This window comes from Archangium sp. Cb G35 (assembly GCF_001896145.1).
Classification (GTDB): Bacteria; Myxococcota; Myxococcia; order Myxococcales; family Myxococcaceae; genus Archangium; species Archangium violaceum.
Genome location: NZ_MPOI01000002.1, coordinates 28,372 through 42,866, shown reverse-complemented (window position 1 = coordinate 42,866; position 14,495 = coordinate 28,372). Strand labels below are relative to the sequence as shown.

The 14,495-nt window shown below is 69.7% G+C and carries 13 protein-coding genes; 7 read left to right on the top strand and 6 right to left on the bottom strand.

Annotation, left to right across the window (positions count from 1 at the left end; genetic code table 11):
- Nucleotides 1–8: 8 nt before the first annotated feature.
- Together BO221_RS06645 and BO221_RS06640 are read left to right on the top strand one after the other, a co-directional pair.
- Nucleotides 9–1,334, top strand: coding sequence for a DUF4032 domain-containing protein (locus BO221_RS06645; RefSeq protein WP_073560231.1), 1,326 nt, complete (start codon nt 9–11; stop codon nt 1,332–1,334).
- 120 nt (nt 1,335–1,454) lie between these two features.
- The gene (locus tag BO221_RS06640) at nt 1,455–1,928 is read left to right on the top strand and encodes a hypothetical protein (RefSeq protein ID WP_073559536.1); all 474 of its coding nucleotides are present in this window, start codon (nt 1,455–1,457) and stop codon (nt 1,926–1,928) included.
- Between the two features lie 71 nt (nt 1,929–1,999).
- Here BO221_RS06640 and BO221_RS06635 read toward each other — a convergent pair whose 3' ends face one another.
- A complete protein-coding gene (locus tag BO221_RS06635; RefSeq protein WP_073559535.1) occupies nt 2,000–4,384 on the bottom strand; it encodes an isoamylase in 2,385 nt (794 codons plus the stop codon).
- Between the two features lie 191 nt (nt 4,385–4,575).
- Nucleotides 4,576–7,344, bottom strand: a complete 2,769-nt coding sequence (locus BO221_RS06630) for a pitrilysin family protein (protein ID WP_073559534.1) — start codon at nt 7,342–7,344, stop codon at nt 4,576–4,578.
- 271 nt (nt 7,345–7,615) lie between these two features.
- Here BO221_RS06630 and BO221_RS06625 point away from each other — a divergent pair, with 271 nt between their 5' ends.
- Both BO221_RS06625 and BO221_RS06620 read left to right on the top strand, forming a co-directional pair.
- Nucleotides 7,616–8,401 carry an alpha/beta fold hydrolase gene (locus BO221_RS06625; protein WP_073559533.1) on the top strand — a complete coding sequence of 262 codons (786 nt, stop codon included), beginning with the start codon at nt 7,616–7,618 and terminating at the stop codon, nt 8,399–8,401.
- 12 nt (nt 8,402–8,413) lie between these two features.
- Nucleotides 8,414–8,830: a hypothetical protein gene (locus BO221_RS06620; protein ID WP_073559532.1), complete on the top strand. Its 417-nt coding sequence runs from the start codon at nt 8,414–8,416 to the stop codon at nt 8,828–8,830.
- A 16-nt stretch (nt 8,831–8,846) separates the two neighbouring features.
- Here the strand turns inward: BO221_RS06620 and BO221_RS06615 are convergent, their stop codons facing one another.
- Both BO221_RS06615 and BO221_RS06610 read right to left on the bottom strand, forming a co-directional pair.
- Nucleotides 8,847–9,554, bottom strand: a complete 708-nt coding sequence (locus BO221_RS06615; protein WP_073559531.1) for a molybdopterin-dependent oxidoreductase — start codon at nt 9,552–9,554, stop codon at nt 8,847–8,849.
- On the bottom strand, nt 9,547–10,197 hold the full coding sequence (locus tag BO221_RS06610; protein WP_073560230.1) for a cytochrome b/b6 domain-containing protein: 651 nt from the start codon (nt 10,195–10,197) through the stop codon (nt 9,547–9,549). The genes BO221_RS06615 and BO221_RS06610 overlap by 8 nt, the downstream gene beginning before the upstream one ends.
- A 282-nt stretch (nt 10,198–10,479) precedes the next feature.
- Between BO221_RS06610 and BO221_RS54770 the strand changes: the two genes are divergently transcribed.
- Both BO221_RS54770 and BO221_RS06600 read left to right on the top strand, forming a co-directional pair.
- The gene (locus tag BO221_RS54770; RefSeq protein ID WP_052518400.1) at nt 10,480–10,824 is read left to right on the top strand and encodes a helix-turn-helix transcriptional regulator; all 345 of its coding nucleotides are present in this window, start codon (nt 10,480–10,482) and stop codon (nt 10,822–10,824) included.
- A gap of 10 nt (nt 10,825–10,834) precedes the next feature.
- Nucleotides 10,835–11,242 (top strand): hypothetical protein, encoded by a 408-nt coding sequence (locus BO221_RS06600; RefSeq protein ID WP_143195308.1) that lies wholly within the window; start codon nt 10,835–10,837, stop codon nt 11,240–11,242.
- A 39-nt stretch (nt 11,243–11,281) separates the two neighbouring features.
- On the opposite strand, the gene BO221_RS06595 is transcribed toward BO221_RS06600, so the two are convergent.
- Nucleotides 11,282–12,295, bottom strand: coding sequence for a phosphotransferase family protein (locus BO221_RS06595; protein WP_073559529.1), 1,014 nt, complete (start codon nt 12,293–12,295; stop codon nt 11,282–11,284).
- A 60-nt stretch (nt 12,296–12,355) separates the two neighbouring features.
- The gene (locus BO221_RS06590) at nt 12,356–13,009 is read right to left on the bottom strand and encodes a TetR/AcrR family transcriptional regulator (protein WP_073559528.1); all 654 of its coding nucleotides are present in this window, start codon (nt 13,007–13,009) and stop codon (nt 12,356–12,358) included.
- Nucleotides 13,010–13,109: 100 nt separating this feature from the next.
- On the opposite strand from BO221_RS06590, the gene BO221_RS06585 reads away from it, so the two are divergent.
- On the top strand, nt 13,110–14,486 hold the full coding sequence (locus BO221_RS06585) for a carotenoid oxygenase family protein (RefSeq protein ID WP_073559527.1): 1,377 nt from the start codon (nt 13,110–13,112) through the stop codon (nt 14,484–14,486).
- The last annotated feature ends 9 nt before the right edge of the window (nt 14,487–14,495 follow it).

The window sequence follows — 14,495 nt, the reverse complement described above, 5'->3', positions numbered from 1 at the left end:
TGCCTTTCATGGCGCCACCTCGTGGGCTCAACGCGCTGCACCTGCACCAGGGCCACCCGGACTTCCTGGATCTGCCGTGGCACCTGCCCCTGGAGGAGTGGCGCCCGGAGGTGTGCTCCCGGCTCGTCGAGGTCCCCCGCGGCCTCTCCCGGCACACCGTCGTCTTCGTCAGCTACGGCGCTCACATCTACGCGCTCAAGGAAATGCCCGTGTCCGTGGGCCAGCGCGAATACGACGTGCTGCGCGGGCTCGAGGAGCGCCACCTGCCGGCGGTGACGGTGGTGGGACTCGCCCGGGTGCGTGTCCCCGGCGAGCCCGGTGACGAGATGGCCGTCCTCCTCACGCAATACCTGCCCTCGTCGCTGCCCTACCGCGTCCTCTTCATGAACAAGGGCCTGGAGCGCTACCGCGAGCGCCTGCTGGACGCCATGGCCAGCCTGCTCGTGCGGCTGCACCTCGGTGGTTTCTTCTGGGGCGACTGCTCCCTGTCCAACGTCCTCTTCCGCCGCGACGCGGGCGAGCTCCAGGCGTACGCCGTGGACGCGGAGACCTCGGAGCTGCACCCCAAGCTCTCCGGCGGCCAGCGTGAGTTGGATCTGCTCATCATGGAGGAGAACGTCACCGGCGGGCTCGCGGACCTGGCGGCCATGGTGGAGCTGCCCACGACGCTCGACGTCTACGAGACGGCCCCGAGCATCCGCCAGCGCTACGAGCGGCTGTGGGTGGAGATCAACAAGGAGATCTCCATCACCCCGGGGGAGAGCTACCGCATCCACGAGCGGATTCGCGCGCTCAACGAGCTGGGCTTCTCGGTGGGCGAGGTGGACCTGGTGGCCAGCGGCGACGGCAGCCAGCTGCGGATGCGGACCATCGTGACGGACCGCGAGTACCACCGGCACCAGCTCCACGGCCTGACGGGGTTGGTGGCCGAGGAGCGGCAGGCGGCGCTGCTGCTCAATGAAATCCGCGAGCTGAAGGCCACACTCACCCGCGAGGTGAACCGGAGCGTGCCCCTGAGCGTGGCGGCGTTCCGTTGGCTCGACGAGCGCTTCCGGCCAACGTTGATCAGGCTGGAGCGGGAGCTCGGGCCGGCGGCGGACGAGGCCGAGCTCTACTGCCAGGTGCTGGAGCACAAGTGGTTCCTGTCCGAGCGGGCGAAGCGGGACGTGGGCCTGGAGGTGGCGGTGAAGGGGTATGTGGCGTTGCGCCGTGAGCAGCCCGCCCTCGCGCTCCTGCGTTCCGCGAGTGCCCCGTTGCCCGTGGCGGAGGTCCGCGCCGAGGCGTCCCCATCCGCTGCTCCGGAGGCCCTCGTGGCCTCGGTAGCACGGGGCTGAGTCCGCCGCGCTTCCCTCGGGAATCTGAGTGGGGTTCGCGGAAAACCCGGGCATTCGCCGCCGGACGCCATGCCGTTTCGCGGAGTTGCGCATGGTTCGGAGTCTGCAAGGTGGCGCGGAATGCGCCCTTCCTGCTCGCTGCTTCGTCGCCTGTGCGGTCTCTCCATCGGTGGTGCGGTGCTGGGACTCCTCGTGAGCTGTGGTGCCGCCGCTCCCGAGAGCTTCGAGCACCTGAAGTGGGAGTACGGCGGCGGACCCTGCACGGAGGAGATGGACTGCAACGGGTGGGATGAAGTCCTGGCGGACGGCACCTTCCGCGTGGACCGGTTCGGAGATCCGGGCGGTGTGGTGCGCGAGACCGTCCTGCCCGCGGAGGAGTTGCAGCAGGTCCGCGAGGCCGCTACCCGGGCCGAGCTGCTCGGGGTGCTGTGGCGCGGGAAGACTCCCTGCGGCAGGGTCACCGACTCGAGCAGCATGCTCACTCTGGAACTGGAAGGCGCGAGCTACCGCGCGCAGCTCGCCGGCTGTGATGAACCGGGGGTGGACGAGCTGCGCACGCTACTCGAGCGCCTGCGCGACACCTACGCGCCCTGAGGCCTGGAAATACATCGGGGCGCGGCCCTGGAAGGCACCGCGCCCCGTGAAACCACTTCGTCAGCGGACGATTACTTGGCGATCAGCAGCAGCACGCCGCGGCCGCACACGCCGTAGCTGTAGCCCTCGCCACCGATGAGCGCCTCGGAGCCGGGGTTGTTCACCTGGTTGGCGCCCTCGGCCCAGGGGCAGGTGTCCATCACCCGGTACCACTGCTTGCCATTGCCCGGCCACGGCAGCGAGAAGTTCACCGCCCCGCTCCAGCCGTTGTAGGCCACGTAGATGGCGCTCGCCGAGTCACCCAGCTCGGTGCCGTCGATGCGCCAGGCCAGCGAGTGGTTGCCGCTGTTGCCCATGTACGCCGTGTCCGCCACGGCGCCGCTCGGCTGGAACCAGCGCATCTGCTCCATCACGTTGCCGTTGTTGTCCACGCTGCTGAAGAAGTTGGCCGGACGCAGCGCCGGGTGCGCCTTGCGGAAGGCGATCAGCCGCTGGGCGAACGTCTTGAAGTTCGCCTGGTCCGTGCTCAGCGAGTAGTTGAGCCAGTTGGCGCTCGAGTCCAGGTTGTACACGTTGTTGTTGCAGTACTGCGTGCGCAGGAACTCGTCGCCGCCGTTGAACATGGGCGTGCCGGCGCTCAGCATCAGGAAGGCGAAGCCGTTGCGCGCCGCCTTGCGCTGGTCGGCGGCCACTCCACCCTGGTCCCAGCTGTGGTTGTTGTCCTCGCCACCATCCGACGGGCCGTAGGGCCACGGCTGGCTGTTGTTCTTGCTGTTGCAGGCATACAGGTCCTTCAACGTCATGCCGTCGTGGGCGACCATGAAGTTGATGGAGTTGTACGGCTTGCGGCCATCATCCCCGTACAGGTTCGAGGAGCCCGCGAAGCGCGTGGCCAGGTCTCCCGGCGTCACCGTCTCCAGGCCCATCTGGTTCTGGTCCTTGCGGAGGGTGTCGCGGTAGATGCCGTTCCACTCGGACCAGCCGCTGGGGAAGTTGCCCACCTGGTAGCTGTTGCCGCCAATGGCCCACGGCTCGGCGATGAGGTCCGCGCCCGTGCCGCCCGTGCCCGCTCGCGGCGCCAGGTCACGCCAGATGCGGTTGAGCGCCGTGCCGCTGTTCGTCTTGTCGAAGTTGAAACACCCATGCTGACACGTGTTGCCCAGCACCGACGCCAGGTCGAAGCGGAACCCGTCCACGCCCAGCTCGTCCTTCCAGTACTTGAGCGAGTGGACGATGAGATCCTGCGCCACCGGGTTGAAGGTGTTGAAGTTGCCACCCACGCCCGTGTTGTCCCAGCTGTTCTGGAAGTCGCTGGTGAGGCTGTAGTACGTGGGGTTGTCCAGGCCACGGAAGGTGAAGACGTTGTACGTCGTCTTGTCCGTGGAGCTCCACGCGCCGCCCTCGCCGGTGTGGTTGTAGACCACGTCGATGAAGACCTTGATGCCCTGGTCGTGGAAGGCCTTCACCATGGCCTTGAACTCGCGCGTGGGGCCGCCCGCGGACTTGTCGCAGGCGTAGCGGCGGTCCGGCGAGAAGTAGTTGAGGGTCATGTACCCCCAGTAGTTGTCGCCCGCGGTGCTGGCGGTGACGTCGTTGGCGTCGTTGTCCGTCTCCTGCAATGGGAGGAACTCGACGGCGGTGACGCCGAGCGCCGCCAGCGACGCGGCCTTCTGCGCCGCGCCTGCGTACGTGCCGCGGCACGAGGTGATGCTCGAGTCGCCCTGGGTGAGGCCGCGCACGTGCACCTCGTAGATGACGTCATCCTTCAGGGCGCGCGTGGGCTTGGTGCCGTAGCTGGTGGTGTCCGGCGCCAGGACGACTCCCTTGGCCGCCGCGGCGCCGCTGTCCTTGAGCCGGTGCGTGGCGCCCGTGGCGTAGAGGGTGCCATCGGTGTTGTTGGGGTTGATGGGGTCGTGGCTGATCTCCAGCGCGTACGGGTCCATCAGCAGCTTGTTGGGGTTGAAGCGGTTGCCCTGCGCGTCCACGTCGGAGACGAAGCCCACGCTGGAGCCCTTGGTCCACGTGGAGTTGTACGTCCAGTTGGGGCCCCAGGCGCGGTAGCCGTAGTACACCGGGCCGGTGACGCCGTAGGTGTTCTGCAGCGTGGCCACGGAGACCGTGGTGGACCACACGTTGGTGGTCGTGTTCTTCGTCAGGACGTACTTGGCGACTTCCTGGGCGCCCTTGGGCGTCTTGTAGATGTAGACCTCGATGCGGGTAGCGCGCGAGGAGTAGACGCGGAAGGCGATGTTGCTCTTCGTCGCGTCATACTGGGCGCCGAGCGTCCAGGAGATGGCCTCCTGCCGCGTGTCACCCACGGCCTCCGGGGTCCCCTCGACGGAGAGGACGTCGGTCTCCGTGGCCGGGCCGCAGGACAGCAGGGGAGTGGTGGCGAGGCCCGCGGTGAGCAGGGCCGCCCGCCAGGGACGGAACTTTCTTCCGATGACAGACTTCATGGAGTGACTCCCAGCGCGGCGATGGGGGGAATGCCGAGGAGGCGGGCCCGCGCCTACCCGTCTGTCCTACCTTCCAGCACCTTCCGCTCCTGAGAGTCAATCCGGGGTGTTAGCGACTCACCCCGGCCCCCGCGTTCTGCCCGGTGGTGAGCACGAGCGGGACGCGGGAGCCGCAATCCTGCCGCGACGCGTCAAGGTGTGCGGGCCACGGAGGTGGTTGGAGCGTGCACCTCCACCTTGAAGCCGGCGGCCTCGAGCTGGGGCCTGAGCGAGGCGGCATCTCCGGTGATGACCACCACCTCGCGGCCCAGGGAGAGCTTCTGCACCAGGGCCTGCATGGAGGCGGGCGTCACCGCGGCGAGGTGCTCGGGGTACTTCTCCCAGTAGTCCAGCGAGCGTCCCATGCGGGAGAGGTCCATGAGGCGGGCGGCCACGGAGTCGTTGGTGCGGAAGCGCAGGTCATAGCCGCGAGCCACCTGCCAGCGGGCGCGCTCCACCAGCTTCGGCGGGAGCGGGGTGTCCTCGAGGGAACCCAGCTCGGCGAGCAGCTGCTCCAGCGTGCCGGCCGCCGACTTCGCGTCCACGGCGGTGTGGATGCGCAGGGCCGTGGCCAGGGAGCGGCTGTCGCGCTGCACCTGGACGCCGTAGGTGAGGCCCAACCGCTCGCGCAGCTGGTTCCACAGGCGCTCCTCGAGGAGCTCGGTGAGCACGTCCGCGGTGGCCACCTGTCCGGCGTCGAGCAGGGGCCAGCGCAGGCCAATCTGCATGTCCGCCTGCGTGGCACCGGGCCGGTCCAACAGCACCACGCTCCGGGCCGCGGGCAGCGGCGGCTCCCGGCGGGGCTCCGCCTTCGAGACGCCCTTGCCTCCGCGCCAGCCACCGAGGATCGACTCGGCCAGACGCTGGAGCTCCTCGGCGGGGGGCAGGTCTCCCACGAGGTACAGCGTCATGTTGCCGGGGCGCAGCTCGGCGTCGATCCACTGGGAGAGCTGCGCCGGAGTCAGGGCCTTGGCCTGCTCGACCGTGGGCGCGATCCCATAGGGATGGCCGGAGAACAGCTTCGCTTCGAGCACGTGCCGCGCCCGCGTGTCCGTCCGCTGCAGGTCACGCTCCATCTGGCGCATGACGCCGTCCTGGGAGTGCCACCAGACGGGGGCGTCCACGTCCGAGTCTTGCAGCCATTGCCGCATGTCATCCAGCACGTGCTCCAGGTTGCCCGAGGCGGCGATGCCGCTCACCCGCGCCTGATGGTCGAGCACGGTGCGGGAGGTGCGAGCCCCCACGTTGGCCGCGTGGAGGTGCGAGCCATCCATCGAAGCCCACGAGGCCTGCAGGGCCACGTCGGGCAGCAAGGAGGGGTGGAGGCCCGGGATGTGCAGCACCAGGTGGGCCTCCACCACGGGCATGCTGCCACGCCGCAGCGCCACCACTTCCATGCCATTGGAGAGCGGGAAGACGCCCGCCGCGCCCAGGCCAGGAGGCCTCGCCACCCGGCGCACGTCATGCGTGCCCTCCGGCAGCGGCACGTCCCACCGGCCGAAGTCCTCGGCACCCGCCAGGGCGCTGAAGCCCCGGCCCACCACGGTGCGTCCCGCACCGGGCGCCTCCGGCACCACCAGCATCATCCGCACGCGCTCGCGCTGGAAGTAGTCCCAGTCGTACTTGGAGAAGTTGTGCTGGGTGAGGCCCTCGCGCAGCTGCTGCTGCCAGCCGCCGATGTAGTCCGGCTTGCCGGTGGCACGCAGGTAGCTGGCCATGTCCGAGGTGGGGAGCTGCTCCAGCTCCAGGTAGGCCTCGGTGAACAGCGCGTTGCGTACGCCGGGGAGGCTCCAGTTGCGCCCGCGCCCCGCGGAGCGCCCATCCAGCACCCGCTCCGCCACCGCCTGGGCGTCCTCCTGCTTCCTCAGGTCCACCACGGCCACCAGCAGCGCCATGCCGTCCATCACCTGGGGAAAGACGGAGAAGCTCACGACGCGCTCCTCCTCGAAGAGGTACGAGGACATGGAGGCGCGCAGCAAGGACGCGGTGGCGTACAGCTGGGGAATCTGGCCCGAGTGGAGGCCGGGCATGGGCCACATCATCCACAGCCGGGGATGCTCCACGGGGCCGCGCTTGACGAGCATGCGCTGGTTGTCGGGCAGCTTCAGCTCCCCGGGCATGGACGGCGGGGTGCGCTGCACGGAGGGCGTCTGCGTGGTGGTGCCGTTGCCGGTGAGGGCGGAGAAACGGTCCGCCACCTCGTACTTCACGTCCGCCGAGGACATCGGGCCGGACACCACCACCACGGCGTGCGCGGGCGTGTAGTGCTGCTTCACGAAGGCGCGTGCGTCCTCCAGCGTGAGGCGCAGCACGGACTCCGGGGTGCCTCCCACGGTGCGGCCGTAGGGGTGACCGGGCAGCAGCTCCGTGATGGCCCACGCGTACTGGGCTCCCTGGGGGCTCGTCTCCTGGCGCTCGCGCAGCTCCGCCACCACCACGTCGCGCTCCACCCGGAAGTCCTCCTCGGTGAGCCCGGCCAGTGGATCCCTCATCCGCTGCGCCTCCAGCGTCACCAGCCGCGCGAACTGCTCCGGCGGGGCGCTGAACTGGTAGTCCGTCGAGTCATGGGTGGTGAAGGCGTTGAACTGCGCTCCCGAGGCCAGCAGCCGGCTCCACACCCGGGGCGACTGTGCACCGCCGTGACGGGCGAGGAAGGTGAGGTGCTCCACCAGGTGCGCCAGGCCCTCCTTGCCCGCGGGCTCGTCCGTGGCGCCCACGCGGTAGGAGACGTTCATCGTCACCCGGGGCGCCTGCGCGTCCTCGTGCACCACCAGCCGCATGCCGCTGGGGTAGGGCTGATAGGCGACGCGGTAGGGGATGGGCTTGGACAGTGGCTTCGCGGCCATCGTCATCGCCGACATCTCGGCGCACCCCAGGGGAGCCAGCAGCGCGAGCGCCGCGGCGAGCAGTCGTGGACTCATTCGGATTCTCCGGGCTCCCGGCGGGGCCTCGGCCCCGGACGCGGACTGTGCAGGCGGGGGCGGGAGCCCTCGGAATCCGTCCTCTCCCCCGGTGTGCAGCCTACCGCAGCATGTCGCACGGTGTCATGAGACGTGGGACGCAGCGGTTTCCCGTACCCGGGTAGACAGGCTACAGTCACGTCGGAGAGTTGGCGTACCATCCGCGCCCTTTCGCTGTCCTTCACCGCGGGCCCCCCACCGCGGACACCCCCCTTTGAACGGAGAGCCTTCCATGCCCACTGTTGCTTCCAGCGATCAGACCTCCATCCACTACCGCGTCGTCGGAGACGGCCCGCGCAACGTGCTGCTCGTCCACGGGTGGATGATGTCGGGTGCGGTGTTCAACGAGCTCGTGGAGATGATGGACACCACGGGGCTGCGGCTGGTGATTCCGGACCTGAGGGGCTCGGGTGAGTCCGGGGCGCCCGCGGGCGGGTACACGCTCGAGCAGCACGCGCGCGACGTGCTGGCCGTGGCGGACCACGCGGGGCTCAAGCGTTTCACGGTGGTGGGCCACAGCATGGGTGGCCAGCTGGCCCAGTGGGTGGCGGCGCAGGAGCCCTCGCGCGTGGACGGCTTGGTGCTGCTCAACACGGTGCCCGCCGCGGGCTTGCCGCTGCCGCCGGACGCCGCCGGGCTGTTCCGCACCTCCGCCAACGACCGGGAGAAGCAGAAGATCATCCTCGGCCTGGCGTGCAAGCAGCTGTCGCCGGCGGCGCTGGAGCGGCTGCTGGATGTCGCGGGTGGGGTCGCCAAGGGCTCCATCGAGGGCAGCTTCGATGCGTGGACGGGCGGTGGCTTCGCGGCGAAGCTGGCCTCCATCACCGCGCCCACGCTGGTGGTGGCCACGGATGATCCGTTCCTTCCGCCGGCCTTCCTGCGCGAGGCGGTGGTGGGCCCCATCCAGAATGCGCGCCTGGTGTATCTGCCCGGGCCGGGGCACTACCCGCAGGTGGAGCGGCCCGCCGAGACGGCCGCGCTGCTCACGTCCTTCCTCGCCGGCCTGGGCCGCGCATAGGAGGCTCTTCCCATGGCCTGGAAGATGACCTTCGACTACGACGAGGTGCATGACGTCGTGACGGCGACGTTCCAGGACTGCATCCTCAACAACTCGCTGGACGTGGCGCGCTGGCGCACCGAGGTGGAGGGCCACCTGTCGAAGTACCCGTCGAAGGTGGACCTGCTCATCAACCTGGATGGGCTGGTGGTGAAGTACACGGCGGGCCGCGTCTTCGGGCGCGAGCGCTCCGAGGTGCTCTCCCGCTACACCCTGCGCTCCTTCCGCTTCGGCGGCGACGAGATGACGAAGATGTTCGTCAGCACCAGCGGCGTCATCAACGGCGCGGCGGTGAACGTCTACCGCTCGCGTGACGAGGCCCTGCGGGCGCTGCTGGTGGACCGGGCCTCGGGTGGGCCCGCCCCGGTGTCCGGCAAGAAGGCGATTTGAGTCTTTCGCCGGTGCGTCACACCCCGGCGAACCACTCGTAGCCGCGATCCTCCCAGTACCCGCCCGTGGGCTCTGGGAGGAAGTTCACCGCGGTGAGGTACTTCACCATCTTGTATCCGAGCTTCACCCCCGAATAGAGGCGCAGCGGCGCGCCGTGCTCGGGAGGCAGCGGCACTCCGTTCATCCCGTAGGCGAGGATCGTCTGCGGGTGGAAGGCGCTCGGCCCGTCCCAGGAGGAGTAATAGCCCGCGTCGAAGGAGCGGAACTCCACGAAGCGGGCCCGAGGATCCGCGCCCACCAGCTTCGCCAGCTCGCTCACCCGCACGCCGTGCCACGAGGCCACCGCGCTCCAGCCCTCCACGCAGTGGTGGCGGATGCGGTAGTCCGTGCGCGGCATCAGCCGCAGGTCATCCAGCGAGAGCACGCCCGGCCGCGCCACCAGTCCGCCCACCTGGAGCGCCCAGCCGGCCGGCGCCAGCGGCACCCGGTCCGAGATGAAGTACTGCGGGAAGGCGCTGGGCCGGGTGAGGGCCTCCGCGGGCTCCTCGGGCGCGAGCCGCTCCGGGTCGAAGAGCGCCGACTGGAAGCGTTGGTTGAAGCGTTCCATGGCTCCGAGGAAGCCCTGACGGGGCCGGCTGCTGTCGCACGCGCCCAGGGCCACCGCCGCCGTGCCGAGCAGCCACGTGCGCCGGGTGAGGAGCCGTCCGCCGCGGGGGTCACTCATGGCGCCGGCCTCCCGTCACCATCTCGCCCAGCGTGCGCGGGTGGAGCGCCACCATCACCACGTGCCCCACGGTGAAGAGCGCCAGCAGCGCGAGCACCCCGAGGTGCACCAGCCGCGCCGGATCATAGCCGCCGAAGAGGGTGGTGAGCGCGTGCAGCTGCACGGGCTTGTAGAGGACGAGCCCGGAGAGCACCTCGACGAGGGCCAGCACCAGCACGCCCGTGTACGCGAAGCGCTGCAGGCCGTTGTAGGGCTCCTGCCGCGGGGCCTCCTTGCGCAGCCGGAGGTAGTACGCGGCCGTGTGCAGCGCATCGCGCGCGTCGCGGCGGGGGAGGAAGAGACGCCGCCGCCACTCGCCGCTGCCCACCAGCCAGGCGACGTAGACGAGGCCATTGAGGACGAAGAACCAGCCGAAGGCGAAGTGCCAGTGCCGCGCGCCCGCGAGCCACTCGCCGAGCCGGGCCCACCCGGGAGGAGGCGTTCCCTGGAAGGGGTACACGCTGTACGGCGCGCCCTGGGGGCCCATCATGGGGTAGGCGGCGAGAATCTGCAGACCGCTCATGGCCAGGATGGCGAGCAGCGGCACGTTGGCCCAGTGCATGAGGCGGACGGGCCCGGGCTGCGGACGTCGGGCATGGGGCATGGTGCGTTTCCCCCGGTGAGTGGCGGGCCCGAGGAACCCGCCGCGCCCGGAGCGGAGCACGCGCGCCACCGTCACGCAGGAGCCCTCCGGGGCAGGCGCATGGTTCCGGACGCCAGGGGGCGTGGCTTCGTCTCGCAACCGACAACGCGCGGGACCCTACTTGAGGCGGCGGGAATGAAACAAGTGACCGCCAAAATAGGATATGGGGTTGACTTGACGTCGCTGGTAGATAGGGTTGTGGCCACCATGCCAGGTCATGTGCCTCCCGAGGTCCGCAAACGATTGGCCGAACCCCTTCGGAACACCCTCCGCACCGTGAGGCAGTTGGTGGAGCTCTCGCAGGCGGACATGGCCCAGCGCATCGGCATGCCCGAGCACGCCTACGGCCGTTTCGAGCGCGAGAGCTCGAGCATCGTGCCGAGCGCCTCGACGCTGCGGCGCATGTACCGTGTGCTGGAGAGCTCGGTGGATGAGCTGCTCGGCCCCGAGTGTGGGGAGGAGCGGCAACCGGTGGCGAAGCCGTCCTCCGGTGGGAGCCGTTCCCGGCAGCCCGCGTCCCGGCGTTCGCGCTCCCACTCGCGCACGGGGCGGGCCCGGCGTCTGGCGCTCCGGGTGGACGTGGAGTGAGATGGACCGCATGAGCCAGCCGCTCCCGGCACGGCGTTTCCTCTACTGTCTCCTCCAGGGAGATGCCTTCTCTCCATCGCTCGCCCAGGAGCGCACGGGGTTGTTGCTGGTGGACGCGAACGAGCCCGGTGAGGTGGCTCCCTCGGGACGCTACGAGGGAAAGGCCCTGCCGTACGGGAGCGCCATGCTGGTGCTGCTCGACGAGGACCTGGAGCCGGGCGCCTCCGCCCTGGAGCCCCTGCGCGCGTTGAAGGCACGGCTGCCGGAGCTGCGGAGCCTGGGTGCCTCGGAGGTCTCGCTCTACCTGGTCGTCGCCTACGAGCGGCAGTGCGACTTCGTGCTCGCCCCCGAGGAGCTGGCGGAGCTCACCGCGCTCGGGTTGCCGCTGGCGGTCTCCTGCCACCCCGCGGCGACTTGAGTCCGGCACCACGAGGTGCCCCGGGCTCGTGATTCGGACTCAGCGTGAGGCCAGCAACTCGAGCTCCTCGCGGAGCTTCATCCGGCAGTACAGACGGATGAGCAGGGCCTTCAAGCCCGAGTACCCCCGGGGTGCTCCTTCGAGCACCATGATCAGATACAGGTAGGCGCGGTAGAGGTTGAGCCGGTGGCGCACCTCCCGCGTGAAGACGAGCGGCGTGCCCGTGGCCGACTGATAGCCGCGCAGGAAGTCCGTCTCGTGCTCCGGGTCGCGGAAGAGGGCCGTGGACGCGAACTCCGCCAGCGGGTCTCCCCAGAAGGCGCGCTCCCCGTCGATGAAGGCCTCGATGCGCGCGGACCCGTCCACCGTGTGCACGAAGACGTTGCCCTCCCAGAGGTCGAAGTGCGTGAGCACCGGCTCAGTGACTTGCTCGAGCACTGTCGCGCCGGCCTGGAACAGCGCGAGGATCTCCCGGGCCGGCAGGGGCAGCTTCACCGCGAAGCGCTCGGCGTCCTGGAGGAGCGCGGCGGCCATGGCGAGGAACGCCTCGCGCCAGGTGCCCGCCTGGAGGCCGGTGTCCGGCTGGAGGTAGCCGAAGAAACGTCCCCGGAGGGACCGCAGCCGGCCAACGAGCTCACCGAGCTCGGTCTGGATGCGCGCCTGGTCCGCTTTGGACAGCCGCTTCTTCGCCGTGGTCAGCGGGGTGCCACGCAGCCGCTCCATGAAGAAGAAGTCCCGGCCGATGCGCTCGCGCGAGAAGTCGTGGGCCAGCACGCGCGGCACGGGACAGACCTTCTCCCGGGCGGCGTGCTCGTAGAACTCGACCTCCGTGCGCATGAGATTCCGCTCGTACGTGAGCAGCGGGAGCTCCGGGGGAGGGGCCACCTTCAGCACGACGGACGCGCCGTCCTCGAGCTCCAGCGCGTACGCGGCGTTGAACATGCCCTCCGTGAGCTCCTCGACGCGGCGCACGGAGTGCTTCGTTCCGAGGACGTCCCGGACGAGTGGCTCGAGCTCATGTCGCTCCAGTGCCACCTTGGTACGGCTCTTCATCGTGTGCTCCCGCGCGGAAGGTGTCCGGACCCTGTACAACACGGACGTCACGTCGAGGTGTCAGCGGGCACGCGCGGGATGGCTCCGGCGCGCCGTGGCCGGGACGTCCTCTCCCGTCACCGCCCGCGCAATCCGCTCCGCGTCCGAGGTGGTGATGCCGAGCGAGGCGAAGACGCCGCTGACGAAGAGGCTGGCCACGCCTTGCGCCAGGGCGCGGCCCCGCAGTTGCTGCACCAGCGGATGGGAGCCGGGGATGGCCGCGCCCGAGCGCACCAGGGCCCCCAGCTCCGGCCAGAACGTCTCCATGGAGCCCTTGAGGGCCTCGGGGGCATCGACCTCGTGCTCCGTCGACGTGTAGTCGATGTACGTGGGATCCGACGCGATGCGGTAGAGGGCCGGGTTCTCCGCCGCCCAGCGGATGTAGGCCACGCCCGAGAGCCGGAATGCCTCCAGCGGGTCGGTGCTCCCCTGTGCCGCCGCGACGAGCGCCTCGCTCAACTGCCGGTTGCCCTCCTCGGCGAGCGCGCGCAACAGGGCCTGGCGGTCCGCGAAGTGCTTGTAGGGAGCGGCGGAGGACACGCCGACGCGGCGGCCCACCTCGGCCACGGTGAGCGCGTCCACGCCTTCCTCGCGGATGAGCTCGATGCTCGCCTCCAGCAGGGCGCGCTTGAGGTCCCCATGGTGGTAGGGGCGCGTGGGCGTCTTTCGGGTCATTCGGTCACCGGATTGGACTGGAAACGATGGTCGTTGCAAAGTAAGTAAGACTCACTTACTTTCAATCCAGTCGCGGGTCCACCTTTCCGAGGAGCAGTCGATGGGCAGCCAGAACGCCGTGAGTCCCCTGTTGCGGTCCCTCGTGCGGCCCCATGGCTTCGAGCCGCTGCGGGTCGAGGGACGGCTTCCGGAGCCGCTCCGGGGCACGCTCTTCCGGGCCGGGCCGGGCCTCTTCGAGCGCTTTGGGGCGAGCCTCTCGCACGCGTTCGAGGCGGATGGAGCGGTCACCGCGGTGCGCTTCGATGGCCGTGGCGCGCAGGGGGCGTGCCGCATCGTCGAGAGCGCGGGCTATCGCGCGGAGGAGGCGGCGGGGCGGTTCCTCTTCAACTCGGCGGCCTCGTGGCTGGATCGCATGCGCGCCGCGCGCAGCGGCACGGCGAAGACGACGGGGAACACCTCGACCTTCGTGTGGCAGGACCGGCTCTTCGCGCTGATGGAGGGCGGACTGTTGCAGGAGATGAACCCGGACACGTTGGACACGCTCGAGGCCACGGACCTGGGCGTGGTGTCGGGCGCCTTCTCCGCGCACCCGCACCGCGTCGCCTCGCTGCGGACGACCTTCAACTTCGGCGTGCGGTACGGCCAGAAGATGCTCATCGACCTCTACGCGTTGCCGGATGCGGGAGCGCCCTCGAAGCTCGGTACGGTGGAAGCGCCCTGGCACAGCATGGTGCACGACTTCATGGCGACCGAGCGGAACCTCATCCTCTTCCTGGGCCCGGTGAAGCTCAACCTCCTGCGCGCGATGCTGGGTCTCTCGGACTTCAAGAAGCTCTTCCAGTGGAAGCCCGAGCTCGGAGCACGGCTCATCGTCGTCCCGCTGGACGACGTCCAGGCGCCACGGACCTTCGAGCTCGATGCCTTCTGGACCTGGCACTTCGCGAATGCCTTCGAGGACGAGGGCGGTCCGTGCGTCGATCTGTGCCGCTACCCGGAGTTCTCGCTCGAGGACATCGGCGAGGTCGAGGAGACGGGAGCGCCCCCGCTGCTGACGCGCCTGCACCTGGACCTGAAGACGGGGAAGGCGCGTGAGACGAAGCTCTTCGATGTCCCCTGCGAGTTCCCGCAGCTGCACCCGCGGGTGCACGGGGGGCGTTATGGCACGCTGTTCGCGCAGACCGAGCGCCGGAGCGGGGGCCTGAAGCACCCGGGGATTACGCGCATCGCGCTCGACGGCGGGAAGGGTGCGGAGTGGGCCGTGCCGGCCGGACATGTGCCGAGCGAGCCCGTGCTCGTGCCTCGCGGCGAGGCGGAGGACGATGCCTTCGTGCTCGATCTCATCTACGACACGAAGGGCGACCACTCCTATGTCGCCGTCCTGGACGGGCAGCACCTGGAGGACGGTCCGGTGGCGACCGTGCACTTCGACCATCCCATCCCCGTCACGTTCCACGGCGGTTTCGCCGCCGCGAGCTGAGGCTCCTGG